Here is a 21,124-nt window from a genome sequence, read left to right as displayed (position 1 = left end):
ATTCATTGCAGTAAGTCAACCTTAAGTTATCTATACTGTTCCTTAATCTTGCGGTCAATCTCTCTCTTTGCATCACGAGCAGCAATATCATCTCTCTTGTCATACAGCTTTTTACCTCGTGCAACACCAAGTTCTATTTTGACCATACCCCTTTTAAGGTAAGCTTGAGTAGGAATTAATGTGAGCCCTTTTTGCTGAGTAAGTCCAAGCAGTCTGTTAATCTCAGACTTATGCAGCAAGAGTTTTCTATCTCGTAAAGGATCCTTGTTGAAAATGTTGCCCTGCTCGTATGGACTAATATGCATCCCACTTAGTATTACTTCGCCATCCACAACAGAAGCATAGCTATCTTTCAAATTGAGTTTACCTTGCCTGATTGATTTAACCTCAGTTCCAGACAGCACAATACCAGCCTCAATTGTTTCCTCAATGAAGTAGTCATGGCGAGCTTTTTTGTTTTGCGCAATAACCTTATATGATTCCTTTACCATTTTATTAACCGCCTACTGCAAAATAATATATAGCTAAAAATAGTTCACAGTTTCATAGGTGATACTATTTTTATAATACCAAATAAATCAAATAAAAATACTATTTATGAACAACGAAAATACTACTCACAATCAGATAAAAATAACCCTTAGATAAAGGGCTATTTGAAAAGTATTTATCTGCCAATTCTCATTATAGCACCATGAATCACTAAGGTCAAGTTACTCAAATATTTCAAGAATTAGTTGATTTTCAATACTTAATTAAAAATTTAAATTCCACCCCTACATATGGAATTAATTCTAACAAAATTATATTATTAATTGTCGGTGGAATTTAACTATACGTAGCAAAATTATCATTTCATCGTTAAATTTCAATCAGCATAATCAAATGCAATTTCTTATCCCACACAGCTAAATATTTATAATATCATTATCAATTTTAACTTTTGAAATAATTCAAGTGCTATGTATTTAAACTTTTCCATATAAATGCAAGATAAATGCAAGTATATTTAATGCTAAAGAAATCGCATAAACAGCACTCTCCTACATTTTATAAGTTCTGCTAGTTCTAAGCTTTTTGCGAAAAAACCGATACCAAGTCTGTCTTATCGAAACATGGAGGGTAAATGCGGAAAGGTAGTTAAAATATTTGAATTAAGTCATCTCCCCGATCTTAATTTTTCTGTAATAACAGACTAAACACTCAGCTTTGCTGACTTAAGCTTTTCTAATAACTCATAAGGCACATTAAGATTACCTCTTCCAATACCTATTTCAATTTCATTTTTATACGTTCCATGAAAATCACTTCCGCCTGTGACTAATAGTTCATGCTTTATTGCCAGCCTAAGTAAATTACCTGTTTCTTCTTTTGAATTTTCACTATAGATTGCCTCTATACCGCTAAGTCCATATTCTTTAAGTTCCATCAGCAATTTATCCAAATCATTATAATTCATTTTCAAAAGAGCCGGATGTGCCAGCACAGGTATTCCACCAGCCTTTTTTATTAAATTAATGCCGTCAATAGGTTCTAACTCTTGCCTTTTGAAATATGCTAAACCATCCTTGCCAAGATACTTATCAAATGCCTCTTGCATAGTCTTTACGTATCCTTTTTCAATCAGCAAACGGGCAAAATGAGGACGGCCTATTGTATCGCTTAATGAAATCTCTTTTAATTCCTCTTCTGTAACAGGAATACCTAATTCATTGAGTCTATTAATTATTTTATAATTTCGGTTTTCTCTACCCTTCCTTACTTCTGTAAGTTCCTTTTGTACATTTAAATACCTTTCATTATCAAAAAAGTATCCTAAAATATGCATCTCTGGCTTATAATTAGTACTTATTTCTATTCCCGGAATAACCTCTATACCAATTTTATTCCCTTCATCTAACGCCTCACTAATCCCCTCAACTGTATCGTGGTCAGTTAGTGCAACCGCTGTAAGACCCTTATCCTTTGCGTGGCGTACCAGTTGAGCAGGACTCATACTTCCGTCTGAAGCAGTGCTATGTGTATGCAAATCAATAATTTCAGTCATGCAAGGTCTCCAAATCTTTATATTTTCTAGTTATTGAATTTCAACTCAAAATAGAACTATCAAAAAGCATTCTTTAATCATAATTTTAAAGTAAGTACGCTCTTATACATTGTTTTCTATTACATTATTTTCTATTAAATTGTTTTCTATACTCTTGAAAGTCCTTGTATAAATTTTCCATAGCTTAATGGAACAAATCCCTGTAAATTTATTTCCTTAAATTTATTCAAAACAATAAATTAAACACTAATCTTTTCAAGTTTTAAACTTGGATAGTCGATTTTAGTGTGTAATAATTTATTTTGTGTAATAATTACTTAAGGAAATAAAACGTCAGGTAATTTCTATACCTCCCAATATTTCTCCTCTAGACAAATCGGAGGCGGAAAACTGTTTTTATATACTTTTTGCAATATACTATCCATTTTCTTTAATGACCTGCATGCCTGTTCCTGAGTAATCAATCCTTCTTCAAGTGCTACTGCAAGTTCATCTGCATCCAATACCTGCATGGTTCCATCAGGCATAAGCTTTACATCCAACAACAAATCTATAAATGTGTATTGATCTATATCACTGTCATATTTAACATCTATAATATCACAATACCAATATGCAAACCTTTTAGCAGCATCATAGAATCTGCTTATTTTAACACCTTCTTTTAGGAATGTATATGAAATACCGCCCGAAATATCTGCTCTAGGCTTTATTGCTTTCCATCTGGTTATTAAAATCTCATCATCTCTAAAAAGCATCTCATCACTTGAAATATCTACAGTTTCGAATGGAATGTATCTTGTTCGTAATATACTTGGCTTTTTCATAATCTCTCCCAAATCCCAAAAATTTTATTTATTGTTATTATACATTAGAAATTGATTTTTTAGAAGGTAATTCAAGTTATACAATATATTTAACTTAACTATTTGCTTATATTAAACTGAGCTTAAGTAAATTACTTATTGCTCATTACTTACACGCCAATCAAAAATATCTTGGAAATCCCATATACATAAGTTTGCATGGAAGTGCCAGTACGCCAGTATATTAATTTACCTAGAATGTTTATAAAGTAATTAATTTGACTCATTGTGCTATTTTAACTGGGACTGTAATTAAAAAACTAGTTTTTGCTTATTTACTTATACGCGAGTACAACTTAGACAAATTTACTACTTGCTTAAAGATATTTATTTGAATTTGTGAATAAAAGTTTCCAAGTAAACTATTTATTGCTTTAAACTGTATGTGAGTACAACTTAGACAAACACAACACTTTTTAAAGTTAACTGAATATCACATGTGATTTAAGCAATATTATTTCCCACCTTTTTACATTGTAATTTATAAATGTTATAATTGTGAATAATATTTATTTGATAGATGAGGTGAAATATATGAGGCAAGCAAAGTGCTGCAATAATTGTGAAAGAGGATTATCTATACATCTTACAAAGGATATTTTGTGCAAATATCATGGAGTGGTAACACCAGATTATGTTTGCTTCAAATATAAGGAGCGCTCTGAATCAACTGCTTCTAGGCAAAAGAACTATAAATGTATCCATTGTGAGTACTTTATAGTACAATTGGATTCACCAAATGAGCATCTTGGAAAATGTAAGCTTTTCTCCGCAAGAGAGTTTGATGGAACAACCAGAAATGTTTGCTCAAAATTTTCTAAAAAAATGCTTATTGAAGTTTCTTAACTAAGACATATCTTTTAATCATTTATACGATTTTATACTAACACTGTTTTTTGTCAAAGATCTAAATTTAGTCAATTAGTACATGCCGCTATTGGGTCTTGGGGCTTGATGAATTATAGTTAACATCATAAATTTGAGTTAGTAAAATAAACTTTTATTCACAAATATTTTCGCATCCTAATAGACTTAAGCAGTAGTATAAACAATTACCTTTCTACGCCAATACAACCATTTGTAATTTAATTTTCTCACAAAATGAGTTGTACGAAATAATAAAGTTTGTAAATTTTATGTATGTTAAGAAACCAGCACCCCTGCCTAGCATTTATGCAAAAATCCATTTCCATCAAATGGTTCTCAACAATTACTTCTACCTTGAATTTTTATCATTTTGAGCATACTTTTATTACTTTTCAATGATATTTCTTATAGAAATCTTTGATGACTATATTAGAACCTATTAATATTTTATTAATATTCAATGATACTTCTTATCCTTAAGAAATCTACTTAATAGAAGTATTTTATATTTTATAATCTTAATTTGCATTCAGAAAATATTCCCTGTTATCTTAGCTTGCAAAACTGCCGATAAATAAATTATAATTTTGGATGTTACTCAGTTATATTACATTAAATATTTGTAACTGGGATGATCTCCTAGCACTTTAAAGGAATTATCCGCTAATTAATCAAGTAATATCATATTTGCTTAAAGCATATTGACTCGAATTTCACAGTTCAATATGAGTACAACTTATGAATATACGTTGATTTTGAAATAATTACATGAAATAGCTTCATTCCAAAGAAACGGGATAATGTCAGTATATCAACACTATTAACATATTTGATGAACTAGTGCTTCTGCGCATAAGCAAAAATGTTTGCCACTTTAAACCGGAAGCGCTTTGGATTAGAAGTTAATTGACTGGTGTTAACTGCTTCTTTTGTTAGTAGAAGACATTGAAAGGAAGGATATTTATGAAATTAGACATTAATGCTATTTTCCAACAAAAAATAGCCGATATAAACAGCAGACTTTCTAGTATGGCTCCAAAATTGGGTTCTAGTGAAGCAAGTTCATCTGATACTTCCTTCCAAGATTACTTATCAGATGCCGCTTTGTTAGGTTTAGATTCCTCTTCATTAGGCTTAAATGATTCCTTGTATGGAGATTCTTCAGAATTATCAGGCAATTCTGTCTTGAACAAATACTTAGAAGATTTGCTGGACAAGTCTGGAGATTCTAAAAGTTCCAATATACTAAAAGCGCAGAAAGCACTTGCAAATTCCACAGCTTATATTCCAAGTGATAAAACAGAATTAATGGAATTAATAAATACAGCTATTGATAATGCCTCAGCTAAATATGGCGTTGATAAAAACTTAATCCGTGCTGTAATGAAGCAGGAATCCTCTTTTAACCCTACTTCAATATCCTCTTCTGGAGCACAGGGTTTAATGCAATTAATGCCTGGTACAGCAGCTTCACTGGGCGTGACTGACCCTTTTGATATTGTTCAAAATATAAATGGTGGTGTACTTTATCTAAGAGATCAACTGTCCAATTTCAAGGGTGATATAAGCTTGGCTTTAGCCGCCTATAATGCCGGTCCAAATAGTGTAATAAAATATGACGGCATACCACCATACGCTGAAACACAAAACTATGTAAAAAAAGTAACAGAATACTATAATCAATATCAGCAGCTATCCACTGCTCAAAAGTAATAGCAAACTAAATTTATATTTTGCTCTCAAACATATTCCTCCTTTGACTATTGATATGGCTTGTGTAAACCTTATCCTTTAGTCACTGGGGGTTATTTATCGTTCTATAAGCTTATATAGAACTCCATGTACCTTAACTGATTTGTCAATTATTAAATTAATATTACAGGATAACCATTATATTCTATTTCCTAAATAATATTACTCAAGCAACAAATTTTATTCACATAATCCACATAATTATCCACAACATTGAAACACTTGTGTTTTCTACATTTTGAGATATTTCCACATAACCCACAAATATTGAACGTGATTTTATTCACAATCTCAAAACCCAATTTTGAAAAGCAGTCTTTTCAAGGCTTTCAGAACATTTTTAACATTGTTTTTCTATAAATACAATCTTTGTATCCGCCAATATTACAGCAAAACAGAGATTTTTCAATATTTTCCATGCATGTGGATAACTTTATTCAAACAATTGCCATTTAGTTAATCAATTAATTATGCTTGCATACATTCGTCTATTTTAACAGCTTCATTTCAAACACAGTAATAAAAACTCCTGTTGCTTTTCCGTTTAATAGCATTCTATTTCCTGCAAAAAATTGCTCAAATGAGCGAAGAGAAGCTTGAACATATAAAGCTAAAACTTCATTTTTTCAAACAGTATTTCAAGCATGTCATCCAAATCTACTGTGTTTTTTGGCTCGAAAACGCACCATGTTTGTACAAACTTTATTTTTCAGCTAACCCAATTTTAATCCTGGTATTGCATTTAAGTCCATACCTGCTCGTTCACCTTTAATAAACTCATAATATGCAGCGCATCCAATCATTGCAGCATTATCAGTACACAAAATCAATCCTGGATACATAACCTCCATACCCTGCTTTTCAGCTATTTCCTTCATATCATGCCTTAGCTGTGAATTAGCTGCAACGCCCCCTGCTAGTGCTATCTTTTTTATATTTTTTAGCTTTGCTGCTGCAATAGTATTCTTGACAAGCACGTCTACAACAGCTTGCTGAAAGCTTGCTGCAATATCTGGAATATTAATTGCCTCGCCAGTTTGCTCCATTCTGTTTAAATAGTTCAAAACAGCGGTTTTTAATCCACTAAAGCTAAAATCCAAAGTACCATCATCAAAATAAACTCTAGGAAATGGGATGGCTTTACTATTGCCCTTTTGAGCATACTTATCAATAAGAGGACCCCCAGGATAGCCCAATCCAATTGCCCTAGAAATTTTATCAAATGCCTCTCCTGCTGCATCATCTCTTGTTTGTCCAAGTATTTCAAACTCTCTGTAATCCTTCACATGAACTATATGACTGTGACCACCAGATGCTACCAAGCAAATAAAAGGCGGTTCTAACTCTGGATATTGCAAGTAATTTGCGGCAATATGACCCTCAATATGATGTACACCTACTAATGGCTTGTTTGTAGTATAAGCAATAGCTTTACCTGCAGTTAACCCTACCAATAAAGCTCCAACAAGACCTGGACCATAGGTGACTCCTATTGCATCTATATCCGAAAGTAATACTCCTGCCTCTTCAAGTGCTTGATTTATAACAGGTATAATTAACTCCACATGCTTTCTTGATGCTATTTCAGGTACTACCCCGCCGTATTTTTTGTGTAAGTCAACTTGTGTTGAAATAATATTTGACATAATATGTCTACCATTTTTGATAACAGCTGCTGCCGTTTCATCACAGCTGCTTTCTATTCCAAGAATTAATGTATCCATTTTACCCTCCATTCTAGACTAGGTCTTCTTTATAATAGCCCAATGCATATTAATTTTCAAGGTATACTGTGAAACCTAATTTGTGGGTATTATTATTTGTGAATATGTTCAAGAATTCAAAATTAATGTATAGAAACTTATGCATTAGCTGCATAATTGACTAAAACTATTTTAATAATATAGTTTTTACTTGCTATGAAGTCGACTTTGGGAAACCAACAGATGCACAGCCATTATAAAATATGAGTTTTTATATGCTATAGGGCTGATTTCTGGGCATCAACAAATGTAGAGCCATTTTACTAATATGTATGAGTTTTACATGCTATAGGGCTGATTTCTAGACAACAATAAATGTAAAACCATTTTACTAGTATACTTTTTACATACTTTACGGCTGACTTCAAAAGCTCAACAAATGCATAGCAATTTTACTAATGTAAGTTTTTACATGCTATGAGGCTGATTTCGAAGCAGCAACAGATGCACAGGCATTATAATTATATGTTTTTACTTGATGATATGGCTTTCTAAATGATAGTACTTGTCTTCTGATAATAAATAAGGAAAAAAGGTAACAAAAAACATGGAGCCATTAGGCCCCATGCTCCGAAAAAGGAGATATGCTAATGTTCTTACTCATATTACCAAATAATATATATTATTAATATAGAAAATATATACCACAACTTCTAGTCCAAAAGTCCTAATTTTTAGTCTATATATACAATATACAGAAAAAATTTATATTTATGCAGCATCATCTTCCTTTATTTTATATGCTGCTACATATTTTCCTTTACTATTCTTCACAAACGGGCGGTCTTTTTCAGGCAATTTCCAAAACCCAGCCTTATTTTCAATGGCCTTGTTTTGCAACTCAGTAAAATAATCTTTAAATAGTGTATTGGGACTATAAAAAACAGATATGGCAAATCCATTTTGAACCATTAAAGCATTATAATATGTACCATCTTCTAGGATTACATGAGCAAGCAGTCTTCCATATTGGTCTGTAGTGTCCTTTTCAAAAACTAGTTTTATGTTTTGACCTGTTAAGTTATTTTTTGTTAACTCGCTAGCTTCTAATGAATAGGGCTGGGCTTCAACCCCTGATTTTATAGATTCAGGAGTGTCTATATCAAGCATTCTAACCTTGTAATCTTTATCACCATATTTTATGTGAAATGTATCTCCATCAACCACCTTTTTAACATATGCATTAATATAGCCAAAGGAATGTATACCTTCCTTTTGAATTTTAATAGTTGACTCCGGAAATTTCGTTTTTTCTAACTTTTCAAATTTATTTGCAGGGTCACTTTGTTTTTCATCACTTTTAGCCTTTGACTCTTTTGCAGAAATACCTTTTGAGTCTGTGACCTGTCCATCTTTATCTGGATTATTCTGTGATTTTGTGCTCTGTGCGCCCTTAACAGAACCATCCTGCAACTCTGCACTTTGTGTATCCTCAATAGAAGTATTTTGCGAATCTGTACTATTTGCGTCCTCAAAAGAACTACTATTAGGTTCCGTGTTCTGCTTGTTTTCCTTCAATGAACTGCTCTGGCTTTGTGTATTCTGTGAAACATTATCAAACTGTATCACATCGGTTTTATAGATATAACTGCCTATTAGAACTACTACTGCAGTAACTAGCGATGCTACTGCTTTTATATTCTTTTTCTTCATTTTATTACACCCTTTTATTTTTACTTGATACTTAAAAATTTATTTTCCCAAAAGATTGCAGGAGTTCATACTTGTCAATGATAGAGTTTTAGGATTTTACACATCAGTATAATTTGTAGGCTCAACTACCATCTATTATATTAACTGCCTCAGTATTTCTAATTTCATACTTTCTTATTATATCATATTTATTATTTATAGATTGTAACATGTATTTACATAGCGAAGATGAATATACATAACACAATTTCTAAAAAAAGACTCTCTAAATTGGGATTTAGAATAACTAATAAAATTACTGATTGCTCATCAAACTTCACAGTTAAATATACTTCTTAAACCTAATAAAATTAGGTGCGACTGCACTATCAAATGAAAAGAAATTTCATAATATAACCTAATTTACTGCATAACAAGCCATTGGTAATCTAAATCATTTCACTGGAGTACTATTTAAGCTGTTTACTGTTGATTATATTATTTCTTGTTTTACAGCATTATTATTTTGCAGCAGCATAACTTAATTGTGAATTACTGTGGTGTATACGAATGTTTTGTATACTAGCTGCAAAATAAAATACCACGCTTATTTTGATCTAAGTCGTGGTATTTATTCATTAAGTGTATTGGCCGATATCACTTAAGATTGTTATTTAAGTTTAAGTTGTCCCTTGAGCAGTTAGTATTGATATTGGAACGGTATTATTAATAACTGCGTCATCTTTTCTTTCATCAATAGAAGCATTGAATACTAATTTCATTACTTCTGCTATGGTTTCTACAGGTATTACTTCTATATCCATATCATCAAATAGTTCTTGATAATTATCTTTTGGAATAAATACTTTTTTTATACCTGCAGCTTTAGCAGCATCAACTTTTGCTACCACTCCACCTACAGGCTTTATATTTCCTTTAATAGATATTTCACCTGTCATAGCTATCTCTCCACTTAGTGGTATGTTTTTAATTGCAGAATATACAGCTGTAGCAATAGCAATACCAGCTGATGGTCCATCAATAGGAATACCTCCCGGAAAATTCAAGTGGATTTCATAGTCTTTAAAATCTATGTTCAAATATCGTTTAAGCACTGTTAAAACATTTTCTACAGAAGCCTTAGCTGAACTGCTTCTCTTTAGCTTATGACCTCTATTATCCATTTCTTCTTCTTCAACTATACCAGTTATCTTAATTCCACCATTCCCATGTCCAACTGGTATTGCTGAAACCTCTATATCAAGCACCATACCTGTACTATTCCCAAATACAGCCAATCCATTTATGCAGCCAATCTGCTGTTTTGCTGTTACTTTCTTTTCAATTCTTGGACTATAGTGCCCAAACTCAATTACCCATTCTATATCCTTTATTTCGATTTTACATCTATTTTCAACAGCTGCTACTCCTCCAGCTATTTGAATGATATTTACAGCATCTCTTCCATTTTGAGCATATCTAGCTACTACATCACTACATCCTTCTGCTAAATCATATCCACCCTTTTTAGCTGCATTCTCGCATATCTTGCTAATCTCATCAGCCCTTAGCGGTCTAAAATAAATTTCAACACATCTGGATCTAATTGCTGCTGGAATTTCATCCGGAGTTCTGGTAGTGGCTCCTACTAATCTAAAATCAGCTGGTAAACCCTTCTGAAATATATCATGTATATGAATTGGAATATTGGTATCTTCTGAACTATAATAGGCACTTTCTAGAAATACTTTTCTATCTTCAAGTACCTTCAAAAGCTTGTTCATTTGGATAGGATGAAGTTCTCCTATTTCATCGATAAACAATATACCACCATGAGCTTTTGTTACTGCTCCCTGCTTGGGTTGAGGCACACCAGCCATGCCATATGCACCAGCGCCCTGATAAATGGGATCATGAACTGAACCAATCAAAGGATCTGCAATGCCTCTTTCGTCAAACCTTAATGTTGTTGCATCAATTTCTATAAATTTCGCTTCTTTTTTAAATGGAGAACATGCATTGTTCTTTGCCTCTTCAAGAATAACTCTTGCTGCAGCAGTTTTTCCAACCCCTGGAGGCCCATAAATTAATACATGCTGTGGATTTGTGCCGCAAAGTGATGCCCTAAGCGCTTTAATTCCCTGTTCCTGTCCTACTATGTCCTTTAGAGTAGCAGGACGTGTCTTCTCTGATAATGGCTCAGATAAATGTATATCCCTTAATTTTCTCAATTTCTCAAGCTCTTTTTTAGATTCTTTCTCGATAGCATATTTATTGCCTTGTTGGTTCTTAAGTAATGAAAAAAAGTAAATACCGATAACAATAGAGAAAAAAAACTGTATAATCAACATTATAGTTGTCAAAATCTTAAACCTCCCTAGATTTTCATTCATACACAGCACTAATAAATACCTGTTCTTTTTTCGATGTATATGTTTGCAGTTTTCACTTAAAATATTATTTCTTCACTAAAATATTAAAGTACATATTTTAAGCAAAAATTAGTATAAACATATGCCAAAGTTCTCTGCGCTCTAGATAATTGGGTTCTACTCAGCCTTAGTTTTAACTATTTTGATTGAGATAACTAATAGCCTAAGAACTTGTTTTTACGTGTATAGTAATATTATTGGCAATGTTTAATATTTTATCCAATAAGTATAGACTTTATTATATTTTTTTCTCTATGAAAAATAATTTAAGAAATAAATAAAAAAATAATTTAGTATCTCGTTACTAATCAGTTACTAAATTAGATTATTAATTAAGTTGGTTGGTGTTCATACTATAAATGATATACCTTGCAAACTAACAAAGAGCCAATCGCCTGTTAAGCAATTGACTCTTCGAAATTTAATTTGCTGCACTCCATCATCTATTGCATAAAACCTTAAAAATTCTCTCGCTATTCTACCTCAACTATTGACATAAAAACAAAAAATAAAAACTGCTCCAACGAAAAATTCTTTCAAATTTAACATCAAAACAGTTTATTATTTTAAAAAATTATGAAACTGATTCCCTTTTGGATTTTGGCTTTTTAACGCCAGTTTTTTTTAAAGACTTGCGATTTTCATTAAAAATCAATTCAGGCTCTGCACCATTTTCCACTACATCCTTACTAATAATACACTTTTCTACATTATTCATAGATGGAATATCGTACATTACACCTAACATTAATTCTTCAAGTATTGCTCTTAAGCCTCTTGCACCAGTATTTCTAGATATAGCCTTCTGAGCAATTCCCAATAAAGCCTCTTGCTGTACTTCTAATATAACATCATCCATTTCAAATATCTTTTGATATTGTTTTATCAAAGCATTCTTTGGTTCTGTTAATATTTGCACAAGAGCATTTTGGTCTAAAGACTGGAGAGTAACTACAATCGGAAGTCTTCCAACAAATTCAGGTATTAATCCGAATTTTAATAAATCCTGTGGAAGTAAATCTTTAAGTAGTTCGCCTACATCCTTATCTTTATTACTTTCTATCTTAGCCCCAAATCCAAGAGATTTCTTGCCAATTCTATTTTGAATTATCTTTTCAATACCATCAAAAGCACCACCACATATAAATAATATGTTGGTAGTATCTATCTGGATAAATTCTTGGTGTGGATGCTTCCTTCCTCCCTGCGGCGGAACAGAAGCTAATGTACCTTCAAGAATCTTTAATAGAGCTTGTTGTACACCCTCACCACTAACGTCTCTAGTTATAGATGGATTTTCTGACTTACGGGCTATTTTATCAATTTCATCAATATAGATAATACCTTTTTCGGCTTTTTCAATATCGTAATCTGCAGCTTGAATCAGTCTGAGGAGTATATTTTCTACATCCTCTCCTACATAGCCTGCTTCAGTGAGAGAAGTAGCATCAGCAATAGCAAAAGGAACGTTCAGTATTTTTGCAAGTGTCTGTGCTAAAAAAGTCTTACCGCTACCAGTAGGTCCAAGTAAAAGTATATTACTCTTTTGAAGTTCTACTTCTGATGATTTAAAATCACTATTTATTCTCTTATAATGATTATAAACAGCTACAGAAAGAGACTTTTTAGCATACTCTTGACCTACTACATACTCATCAAGAATATCCTTTATCTCTCTTGGTTTCGGTATCTCGTTAACTTCTGCATCAATTTTTGTATCTTCAAATTCTTCTTCGATAATCTCTGAGCAAAGTTCAATACACTCATCGCAAATGTACACTCCGGGTCCTGCAACTAGCCTTTTTACCTGTTCTTGAGATTTACCGCAAAAAGAACACTTTAACTGCTTCTTCTCATCATATCTGGTCATAATTGCACCTCAACTATTTTCTTCTATCCATAATGTCATCAACTAATCCGTATGCCTTAGCTTCCTGTGCAGACATAAAGAAATCTCTATCTGTATCTTTTTCAATTTTTTCAAGAGGTTGCCCAGTTCTTTCACTTAAAATCTTATTTAATTTATCCTTAGTTTTTAGGATATTCTCTGCATGAATTTTTATATCAGTTGCCTGACCTTTCGCACCACCAAGAGGTTGATGTATCATAATTTCACTGTTTGGCAATGCAAATCTTTTTCCTTTTGCACCTGCCGCTAATAGGAAAGCACCCATGCTCGCAGCCATTCCCATACATATTGTTGATACATCACACTTAACATACTGCATAGTATCATATATTGCAAATCCTGAGTGTACTGCTCCTCCTGGACTGTTTATATAAAACTGTATGTCTTTGTCAGGATCCTGTGCTTCCAAATAAAGCATCTGCGCTACCACTAGGCTTGCAGTAACATCATTAACCTCATCACTTAATACAATGATCCTATCATTTAATAGTCTGGAAAAAATATCATAAGACCTCTCACCACGATTTGTCTGTTCAACAACCATAGGTACTAAACTCATGAACATACCTCCCTTATTAATATATGTTTGATTTTAATTCATGAACCACTTTGTGGTAAATAAAACCACATTAATATAATATTACCTATTTCCCCTTGATATATAATATTAAGTTATATAAACTTAGCATTATCAACCAATAATTTTATTGTTTTTCTGAAAGCTATATCCTTTTTAATATAATCCATATCTTCAGGTCTTAATGTTTTCTTGAGGTCTTCAGCTGATTGCTTATAAGCTTCAGCCATCTTTTGAATTTCTGCATCAGCATCTTCATCAGTAGCTTTAACATCTTCTACTTGGCATATTTTTTCAACAACTAATTGTACCTTAACTTCATTCTCAGCTCTTTGTGCAAATTGTCCTCTGAAGCCTTCATAATCCATGCCCATTATTTCCAAGTATTTTCTTAATTCTAAGCCCTGATAACGAAGTCTCATGTCAAAATCTTTAACCATAGCATCAATCTGATTTTGTACCATAACCTCTGGTATATCAACAGTTGCATTATCTGTAATCTGTTTTATAACATTATTCTCATCTTCGTGTTCAGCTTTATGTTTTGCATTTTCTTCTAATTTATTTCTCAAATCAGCTTTATATTCATCAAGAGTGTCAAACTCGCTTATATCCTTAACAAATTCATCATCTACAGTAGGCAATTCTTTGAATTTTATTTCCTTAATAGTTACCTTAAACAATGCAGGTTTACCACTAAGTTCTTCCTTGCCATAATCTTCTGGGAAACTAACATTGACATCAACTTCTTCGCCAACATTTTTTCCAATTAATTGGTCTTCAAATCCTGGAATAAAAGTTCCTGAGCCAATTACCAAATTATAATCTGTACCTTTTCCACCTTCAAAAGGAACACCATCAATAAAGCCTTCAAAATCAATTATTGCAGTATCTCCGTTTTGTACTGGTCTATCAGAAACAGAAATTAATCTAGAATTCTTCTCTACAACCTTTTGTAACTCTTTTTCAACATCTTCATCAGTTACAACAGCTTCTGCCTTCTTTACTTCTATTCCCATGTATGCACCTAGTTCAACCTCAGGTTTAACTGTTACTTTAGCAGTAAATATCAAGTTTTGTTTATTGCCTATTTGTATTATGTCTATTTCCGGTCTATCCACTGGATGTATATTTTTTTCATCAACGGCTTGGTCATATGCCTCGGAACATACTATGTTAATAGCATCATCGTACAATACCTGTTCCCCATAATAACGTTCAACAATATGTCTTGGAGCTTTACCTTTTCTAAAGCCAGGAACATTAAATTTTGAAGCATTTTTAGCAAAAGATTTTTGCATACCTTCTTCAAATTTAGCTGCATCAACTTCTATCTCAAGCTGAACAACATTCTTTTCGATATCTTCCATTTTTACGTTCATTTTGTAAACTTCCTCCCAGTATTTAGTTTTATTTATTAATTTTATCTCAGCAATATATATAACTCTAAATCGCTAGTTTCTAGCTGAATTTAATTTTTCTAACTATAAAATCAGAAAATATTATCAATTATAAAAAATTAACCATTCAATTATACCATATAAAAATGATATTTCAAGCCATTATATACTCTTATTATCGACAAAATAAATAGTTTGCATAACCTCTTTTTGCCATATATGCTAAACTCAATTACCATAATGTTATAATCAGTATTGCATTTATTATACATTATATATATTATTACTTTTCGTATATCATAACAGGCATAAAATCGAGATGATCCGCCGATACAAGCTTCAGTTTAATCCCATCATAATCACCCTCAATTGCTCCTTTTATTCCTTCGCCATGCAAGTGACCATAAAAGCAATCTGTGATACCATGTTGTTTCATTATATCAATAAAGCCCGAGGTTTGACTTTTTGTAGTCACTGGCGGATAATGCATAAAAACAAACTTTTTCTTATGATTAATTGCTTGAGCTGATTTTATTGACAATTCTAGCCTTGCAACCTCTCTTTTATATATTTTTTCATCATCTTTTTTAAAATCATCCTCGCCCGGGCATTTCCAGCCTCTAGTACCACATATAGCAATATCTTCAATACTAAATGCATTGTTATGCATAAAAGAAATAGTCATAAATTTGTTTTCTTCTAAATATTTGTTTAATTTTGAAGCTGTTGTCCACCAGTAATCGTGATTACCTTTGGAAATAATCTTCTTTCCAGGTAAAGTTTCAATATATTCAAAGTCTTCATAGGCATTTTCAATATAAGTAGCCCAAGAAATATCCCCCGGAATTATTACACTGTCCTCGTCCCTAACAACACTTATCCAGTTTTTTCTAAGCTTCTCCATATAATTTGACCATCTGCCGCCAAAAATGTCCATTGGTTTATCTATTCCCAATGCTAAGTGTAAGTCTGCTATTGCGAAAATTGACATAAAGTTTACGCACCTATTCCTTAACAAGTCATTTGTTTCTAAAATAATTATATATTTTTATTGCAACCTTTTCATTTATTCCCTGAACTTCCATAAGCTGAGCAATATCCGCTTTTTTTATTGCCGCCAAAGACTTAAAGTGCTTTAGTAGTGCCTTTTTTCTGGTTTCTCCTACCCCCTCTATTTCATCCAGTTCAGAATGAGTGTATCTTTTAGCCCTTAGCGTCCTATTATAATCAACAGCTACTCTGTGAGTTTCATCTTGTATTTCTGTAATTAATCTAAGCAAAGGCATATATGCTGACAATTCATACTCCTTACCGTTGTATACAAGGGATTTTGTGCGATGCCTGCTATCCTTTGCCATACCTGCTATTACAAGTCTATATTCAAACTCATCTGCTATTTGTTGAGCAGCACTGACATGTCCAAAGCCTCCATCTACTAAAATTAAGTCAGGTAAGTCAGAAAATTTAGGCTTTTCTATGTTTTCTTCCTTTTCTTTTTTAGCACGTGATAACCTTCTATATAATGTTTCCTGCATGCTGGCATAATCATTTTGCTGCTCAACTGATTTCATTTTGAACTTTCTGTACTCCTGTCTAGCTGGCTTTCCATCAATAAAAACAACCATTGAAGCAACTATTTCGGAAGAACCTGTATTTGATATGTCATATGCTTCAATTCTCCTTGGCCTCTGCTCTAATTCAAGAAGCTTCATTAATTGATTAATACCCTCTTCATTGACATTATCCACTCTTTTTAGTCTATCTTTAAAAAGCTTTAAGGAAACTTCCGCATTCTGTGATACCATTTTAACCAGTCTGACTAACTCTCCTCTTACAGGAACTCTTATGCTTACCTTGTGTCCCCTTTTTTCAGTAAGCCACTGTGATATTGTCTCACTATCTTCAATTTCATTTTGAATTACTATTTCTGATGGTATAAACTGAACATTATTATAAAACTGTTTTATAAAGGTTGAAAGGGAGTATCCTATTTCTTCATCACCTTCACCTTCAAAAATATAATGTTCCCTACCAATAACTCGTCCATTCCTTACAAAAAAAACCTGAATACATAAATCAGTAGCATCTCTTGAAAAACCAATTACATCTCTATCCTGCCCATCTGTAGAAAGAACTTTTTGTTTTTCTGACAGCTGAGTCATACTTGATATTTTATTTCTAATTTGCGCTGCCTTTTCAAACTCAAGCTGTTCAGCAGCCTCCTCCATTTGAGCTTTTAAATCATTGAGTATTTCATCATATTGACCACTCAAAAAGGAGCAAATCTTTCTCATCATTTCATGGTATTCATTTTTGTTAACTTCACCCTGACATGGCCCAAGACATTTTTTCAAGTGATAATTCAAACAGGGACGAAACTTACCAATGTCATTGGGCAATTTTCTATTACAGGTTTTTATCGGAAATAATTTTTTCAAAGTGTCTATTGCATCATTTACTGCAAAGCCACTTGAATATGGTCCAAAGTATTTAGCCCCATCCTTTTCAACTCGTCTTGTTTTAAGTATCCGAGGATATTCTTCGTTCATAGTAACTTTTATATAAGGATAATGCTTATCATCTTTTAATAAAATATTATATTTTGGTTTATACTTTTTTATTAAGTTACATTCAAGCATTAAAGCTTCAACTTCAGAGTCTGTAATAATATATTCAAATTCGCTAATTTTTGCTACCATTGCTTGAACCTTAGGAGGATGATTTGCAGATTGATGGAAATATTGCCTTACCCTGTTTTTTAGTACTACTGCCTTTCCAACATATATAACAATACCATTAGCATCCTTCATTATATATACGCCAGGCTTATCTGGTAATTTTTTTAGTTCTTCTTGGATATCAAACAAACAATTCACCTCATAAATTCAATAAAAGCTTTATTACTAGTCTAACTACAGCTTTACATTAAAAATCAGCCTATTTTAAAAGCGCTGTGATTTATAATAAACCACAGCTAATTTTAAGCCTATAATATAATTAATCTATTGGATTAGAAACCTGCCAAAAAATATTCTTCAATTTCTTTTGAGGCTTTTTCTTCATCTTCACCATCAACTATTATATTTATTGTTGCTTGTCTCTCAACCCCCAGTGAAAGTAATCCTAACAAGCTCTTTGCATTTGCTCTTCTTTCTCCCTTTTCCAACCAGATATTTGAACTAAACTTAGATACCTTTTGTACAAGCAAAGCCGCTGCTTTAGAATTCAATCCTGATGGACAGTTAATAACAACTTTATTTGAAATCATTTCTATGTTCCCCCAATTTCTATACTTGAGAATATATATTTTCTATTATACCAAAAATAGTCCATATAAATCAAATCCTGTGAATATTATAACACCTAGAGTCAAAATTTAACTCTTCATTAAATCTTCATTAACTCTTCAATCAAAGAAAAGCTTTATTACATGGACGGTGTAAATGAGGCAGGAAATATTCTCACTGCCGGTAAAATCAAATTGTTCTCAATACTTGTGTAAGTGAGGGACTCTTTTTCTCTTGTAATAATACCTAGATTCATAATAAGATTTTTAGATCACAGAAAATTTTATTACACCAGCGGTATGTATGCGAGGCAAGGAATTCCTCACCAACTAGAAGCCAAAGCGGTATACCTCGTTTATCTCAAGTATTGAACCTATCATCTCTAAATATTATTTGCTTTTTTGTACTGTCTTAATATTTTTACCGAAACCAGTATCTATTATTGTTCCTATTCCAAAAGACGCCATTACAAATTCAATTACTAACAATGCTATTCCATATATCATCAATGCAAAATATGAACCTTCGGGCAATAAAATCAGAGGTACTATTTTAAAAATGCTAGCTATAATGTGTCCTACAAAAAACTCTATAAATATTGTTGATTTTTCATTATTATTCTTAAATATTAATCTTCCAATATATATACCTACTACAATTTCAGCAAATATAACAAGTAAAACATAAGTTATTGGAACAATAATCAAAAATATTAGGAACACTAAGACTATAGTAGCACTAATAAAAAATAACAAACCCAATACTAATCTTCTAGCATTTCCGGATTTCATAGAGTACGCCATACTTCTATATCTTTTAGTAAATATACTAATTAAAATAAGCCCTATAGCTAACGAGAATAGTGCAAGCAAAATAAATGTATTAATAATAATACCATTTGATTTGAATAACGAAATAATATCAAAATCAATTGACAATTTTGTTCCTAATACTGAAATCAAATCACTTGCTTTCAGCTTACCTATTGAGACTAAATTACCCTTTATTATGGTATTGTCCAGAACATCCAATTCACCAAATAAAGAAATAACATCACCGCTGACATTTCCATTAATAGTTGCCTTTCCAAAAACAACTATTATACTTCCACTGACATTTGTGCGAATATCAGCATTGCCACTCACTACAGTCACATTTCCACTACTTATATTGTCTACTATCCTATCTTCAAATATGACAAGATTACCTGTAGTTATATCACTTTGTTTAGCTGAGACTATAAATGGTACAGATAACAAAAGAATGAGAGTAATTATTATAGCCTTTGATATTTTCCTCATTGTGACCCTCCATTACTCCGTCTAACCATTTTAAAAAACAATCCTTGCGTTATGAGTAATAGAAAACCTAGTGCAATGTATTCGAAAAAATAAGTCTTATATATTGATGCTGCAACACTCAATATAGCAATTACAATACCTCTAAACATACTTATAGCAGATAAAATTAAATCTTTAGAAGAATCAACAAATCTGTTCATGATTTGTATTAAATTAATAGGAGTTTTTAAAACCTCCCAAAGTGCTCCAGCAAAAAATATAACAAAAATCAGTGATACTGTAACTAATAGGATATTATACACAAATAGATTATTATCCATCGTCTTTTTGTAAATTTTCTCTTCTTTTGTTATACGGCTCATAACTTGAAATTCAAAATCTTCAGGAGGTTCAATGCCAGAATCTTGCTCAACTATATCAAATATTTCTTTTAAACTATTAAATTCTTCAGAACAATTCTTACAATTCTTTAGATGTTGTTTTAGTTGTGCCTCTTCAATATCATTTAGTTCTTTATCAAAAAATTTCATAATAAAATTTTGAGAATCAACGCATTTCATAATACCTCCTCCTTTCTTGCACTATCAAGTTTTCCCTTAAGCATAAGCCTTGCTCTATAAAGTCTGTTCTTTATTATTGACATTGGCTCATTAAGTACCTTTGTCATTTCTTCATACGACAAACCATTACTATGAAATAGTGTTATTAAAATTTTATATTTTTGTGGCAATTCATCAATTGCATTTTTTATTAGCTGCGTTCTTTGATCTTTTATCAACGCCTCTTCGGGTGTATCTATACTGCTTGAAACTCCAATAGCATCGTCTAGAGAAACGGTATCCTGCTTTTTCTTTCTAAGAGTATCTAAGCAAAGGTTAGTAGTTATTTTTACAATCCATGTTGACATTTTGTATTCTGGATTATATTTATCAAGAGATCTATAAATTCTGATAAAAACCTCTTGAGATACGTCATTCACTTCTTCTCTATCAGGTATCATTTTGTAAACTACACTGTATACTAACTTTTTATACCTACTGACAATTTCTTCAAAAGCACTAGTATCGCCATTCAAACATAGAGACACCAGTTCTTCATCTGTCTTGGTCAATGCTCGATACACCCCCTAACTCATAAACTGCTATTAGTTTAATTCTGCACAAGTATAATCAAGTTTAATTTCATAATGAGCAGAATACGCAAATTTTATAACAACTGGATATAACAAAATTCGCAGTTGTAGAAAAATTTTATTACATTATCGGTATTTCATCGAGGCAGGAAATATTCT

17 protein-coding genes are annotated in these 21,124 nt (G+C 32.1%); 2 read left to right on the top strand and 15 right to left on the bottom strand.

Translation table 11 applies throughout. The features are described 5' to 3' along the window. Positions 1-26: 26 nt before the first annotated feature. From smpB to EHE19_RS04100, 3 genes are all read right to left on the bottom strand, one after another. Positions 27-491 carry an SsrA-binding protein SmpB gene (gene smpB, locus EHE19_RS04110; protein ID WP_137698022.1) on the bottom strand — a complete coding sequence of 155 codons (465 nt, stop codon included), beginning with the start codon at positions 489-491 and terminating at the stop codon, positions 27-29. A 704-nt stretch (positions 492-1,195) separates the two neighbouring features. After that, positions 1,196-2,047 (bottom strand): PHP domain-containing protein, encoded by an 852-nt coding sequence (locus EHE19_RS04105; RefSeq protein WP_137698021.1) that lies wholly within the window; start codon positions 2,045-2,047, stop codon positions 1,196-1,198. 344 nt (positions 2,048-2,391) lie between these two features. Beyond that, the gene (locus EHE19_RS04100; protein WP_137698020.1) at positions 2,392-2,874 is read right to left on the bottom strand and encodes a ribonuclease FAU-1 family protein; all 483 of its coding nucleotides are present in this window, start codon (positions 2,872-2,874) and stop codon (positions 2,392-2,394) included. Between the two features lie 573 nt (positions 2,875-3,447). Here EHE19_RS04100 and EHE19_RS04095 point away from each other — a divergent pair. Together EHE19_RS04095 and EHE19_RS04090 are read left to right on the top strand one after the other, a co-directional pair. Then, a complete protein-coding gene (locus tag EHE19_RS04095; RefSeq protein WP_137698019.1) occupies positions 3,448-3,759 on the top strand; it encodes a hypothetical protein in 312 nt (103 codons plus the stop codon). 984 nt (positions 3,760-4,743) lie between these two features. Further along, positions 4,744-5,493 carry a lytic transglycosylase domain-containing protein gene (locus tag EHE19_RS04090; RefSeq protein WP_137698018.1) on the top strand — a complete coding sequence of 250 codons (750 nt, stop codon included), beginning with the start codon at positions 4,744-4,746 and terminating at the stop codon, positions 5,491-5,493. A 752-nt stretch (positions 5,494-6,245) separates the two neighbouring features. Here the strand turns inward: EHE19_RS04090 and tsaD are convergent. From tsaD to EHE19_RS04030, 12 genes are all read right to left on the bottom strand, one after another. Further along, on the bottom strand, positions 6,246-7,256 hold the full coding sequence (gene tsaD / locus EHE19_RS04085) for a tRNA (adenosine(37)-N6)-threonylcarbamoyltransferase complex transferase subunit TsaD (RefSeq protein WP_137698017.1): 1,011 nt from the start codon (positions 7,254-7,256) through the stop codon (positions 6,246-6,248). A gap of 750 nt (positions 7,257-8,006) precedes the next feature. Next, complete coding sequence (locus tag EHE19_RS04080) at positions 8,007-8,948, bottom strand: thermonuclease family protein (protein WP_137698016.1); 942 nt, start codon at positions 8,946-8,948, stop codon at positions 8,007-8,009. 659 nt (positions 8,949-9,607) lie between these two features. Continuing rightward, complete coding sequence (gene lonB / locus EHE19_RS04075; RefSeq protein ID WP_425314298.1) at positions 9,608-11,320, bottom strand: ATP-dependent protease LonB; 1,713 nt, start codon at positions 11,318-11,320, stop codon at positions 9,608-9,610. Positions 11,321-11,933: 613 nt separating this feature from the next. After that, on the bottom strand, positions 11,934-13,229 hold the full coding sequence (gene clpX / locus EHE19_RS04070) for an ATP-dependent Clp protease ATP-binding subunit ClpX (protein WP_137698015.1): 1,296 nt from the start codon (positions 13,227-13,229) through the stop codon (positions 11,934-11,936). A gap of 13 nt (positions 13,230-13,242) precedes the next feature. Further along, on the bottom strand, positions 13,243-13,827 hold the full coding sequence (gene clpP / locus EHE19_RS04065; protein ID WP_137698014.1) for an ATP-dependent Clp endopeptidase proteolytic subunit ClpP: 585 nt from the start codon (positions 13,825-13,827) through the stop codon (positions 13,243-13,245). 113 nt (positions 13,828-13,940) lie between these two features. Then, on the bottom strand, positions 13,941-15,227 hold the full coding sequence (tig, locus tag EHE19_RS04060; protein ID WP_137698013.1) for a trigger factor: 1,287 nt from the start codon (positions 15,225-15,227) through the stop codon (positions 13,941-13,943). A gap of 301 nt (positions 15,228-15,528) precedes the next feature. Further along, positions 15,529-16,236 (bottom strand): metallophosphoesterase, encoded by a 708-nt coding sequence (locus EHE19_RS04055; protein ID WP_137698012.1) that lies wholly within the window; start codon positions 16,234-16,236, stop codon positions 15,529-15,531. 28 nt (positions 16,237-16,264) lie between these two features. Then, the gene (uvrC, locus tag EHE19_RS04050) at positions 16,265-18,112 is read right to left on the bottom strand and encodes an excinuclease ABC subunit UvrC (RefSeq protein ID WP_137698011.1); all 1,848 of its coding nucleotides are present in this window, start codon (positions 18,110-18,112) and stop codon (positions 16,265-16,267) included. Between the two features lie 143 nt (positions 18,113-18,255). Continuing rightward, on the bottom strand, positions 18,256-18,513 hold the full coding sequence (locus EHE19_RS04045) for an HPr family phosphocarrier protein (protein WP_137698010.1): 258 nt from the start codon (positions 18,511-18,513) through the stop codon (positions 18,256-18,258). Between the two features lie 408 nt (positions 18,514-18,921). Next, positions 18,922-19,833, bottom strand: coding sequence for a hypothetical protein (locus EHE19_RS04040; protein WP_137698009.1), 912 nt, complete (start codon positions 19,831-19,833; stop codon positions 18,922-18,924). Beyond that, positions 19,830-20,393 (bottom strand): anti-sigma factor family protein, encoded by a 564-nt coding sequence (locus tag EHE19_RS04035; RefSeq protein ID WP_137698008.1) that lies wholly within the window; start codon positions 20,391-20,393, stop codon positions 19,830-19,832. Before EHE19_RS04035 ends, EHE19_RS04040 begins: the two co-directional genes overlap by 4 nt. Further along, complete coding sequence (locus EHE19_RS04030; protein ID WP_137698007.1) at positions 20,390-20,944, bottom strand: RNA polymerase sigma factor; 555 nt, start codon at positions 20,942-20,944, stop codon at positions 20,390-20,392. Before EHE19_RS04030 ends, EHE19_RS04035 begins: the two co-directional genes overlap by 4 nt. Positions 20,945-21,124: the final 180 nt, after the last annotated feature.

Source organism: Ruminiclostridium herbifermentans, from assembly GCF_005473905.2.
GTDB classification, from domain to species: domain Bacteria; phylum Bacillota; class Clostridia; order Acetivibrionales; family DSM-1351; genus Ruminiclostridium; species Ruminiclostridium herbifermentans.
The sequence above is the reverse complement of the archived record's forward strand: the minus strand, read 5'-3'. Positions and strand labels throughout refer to the sequence as shown.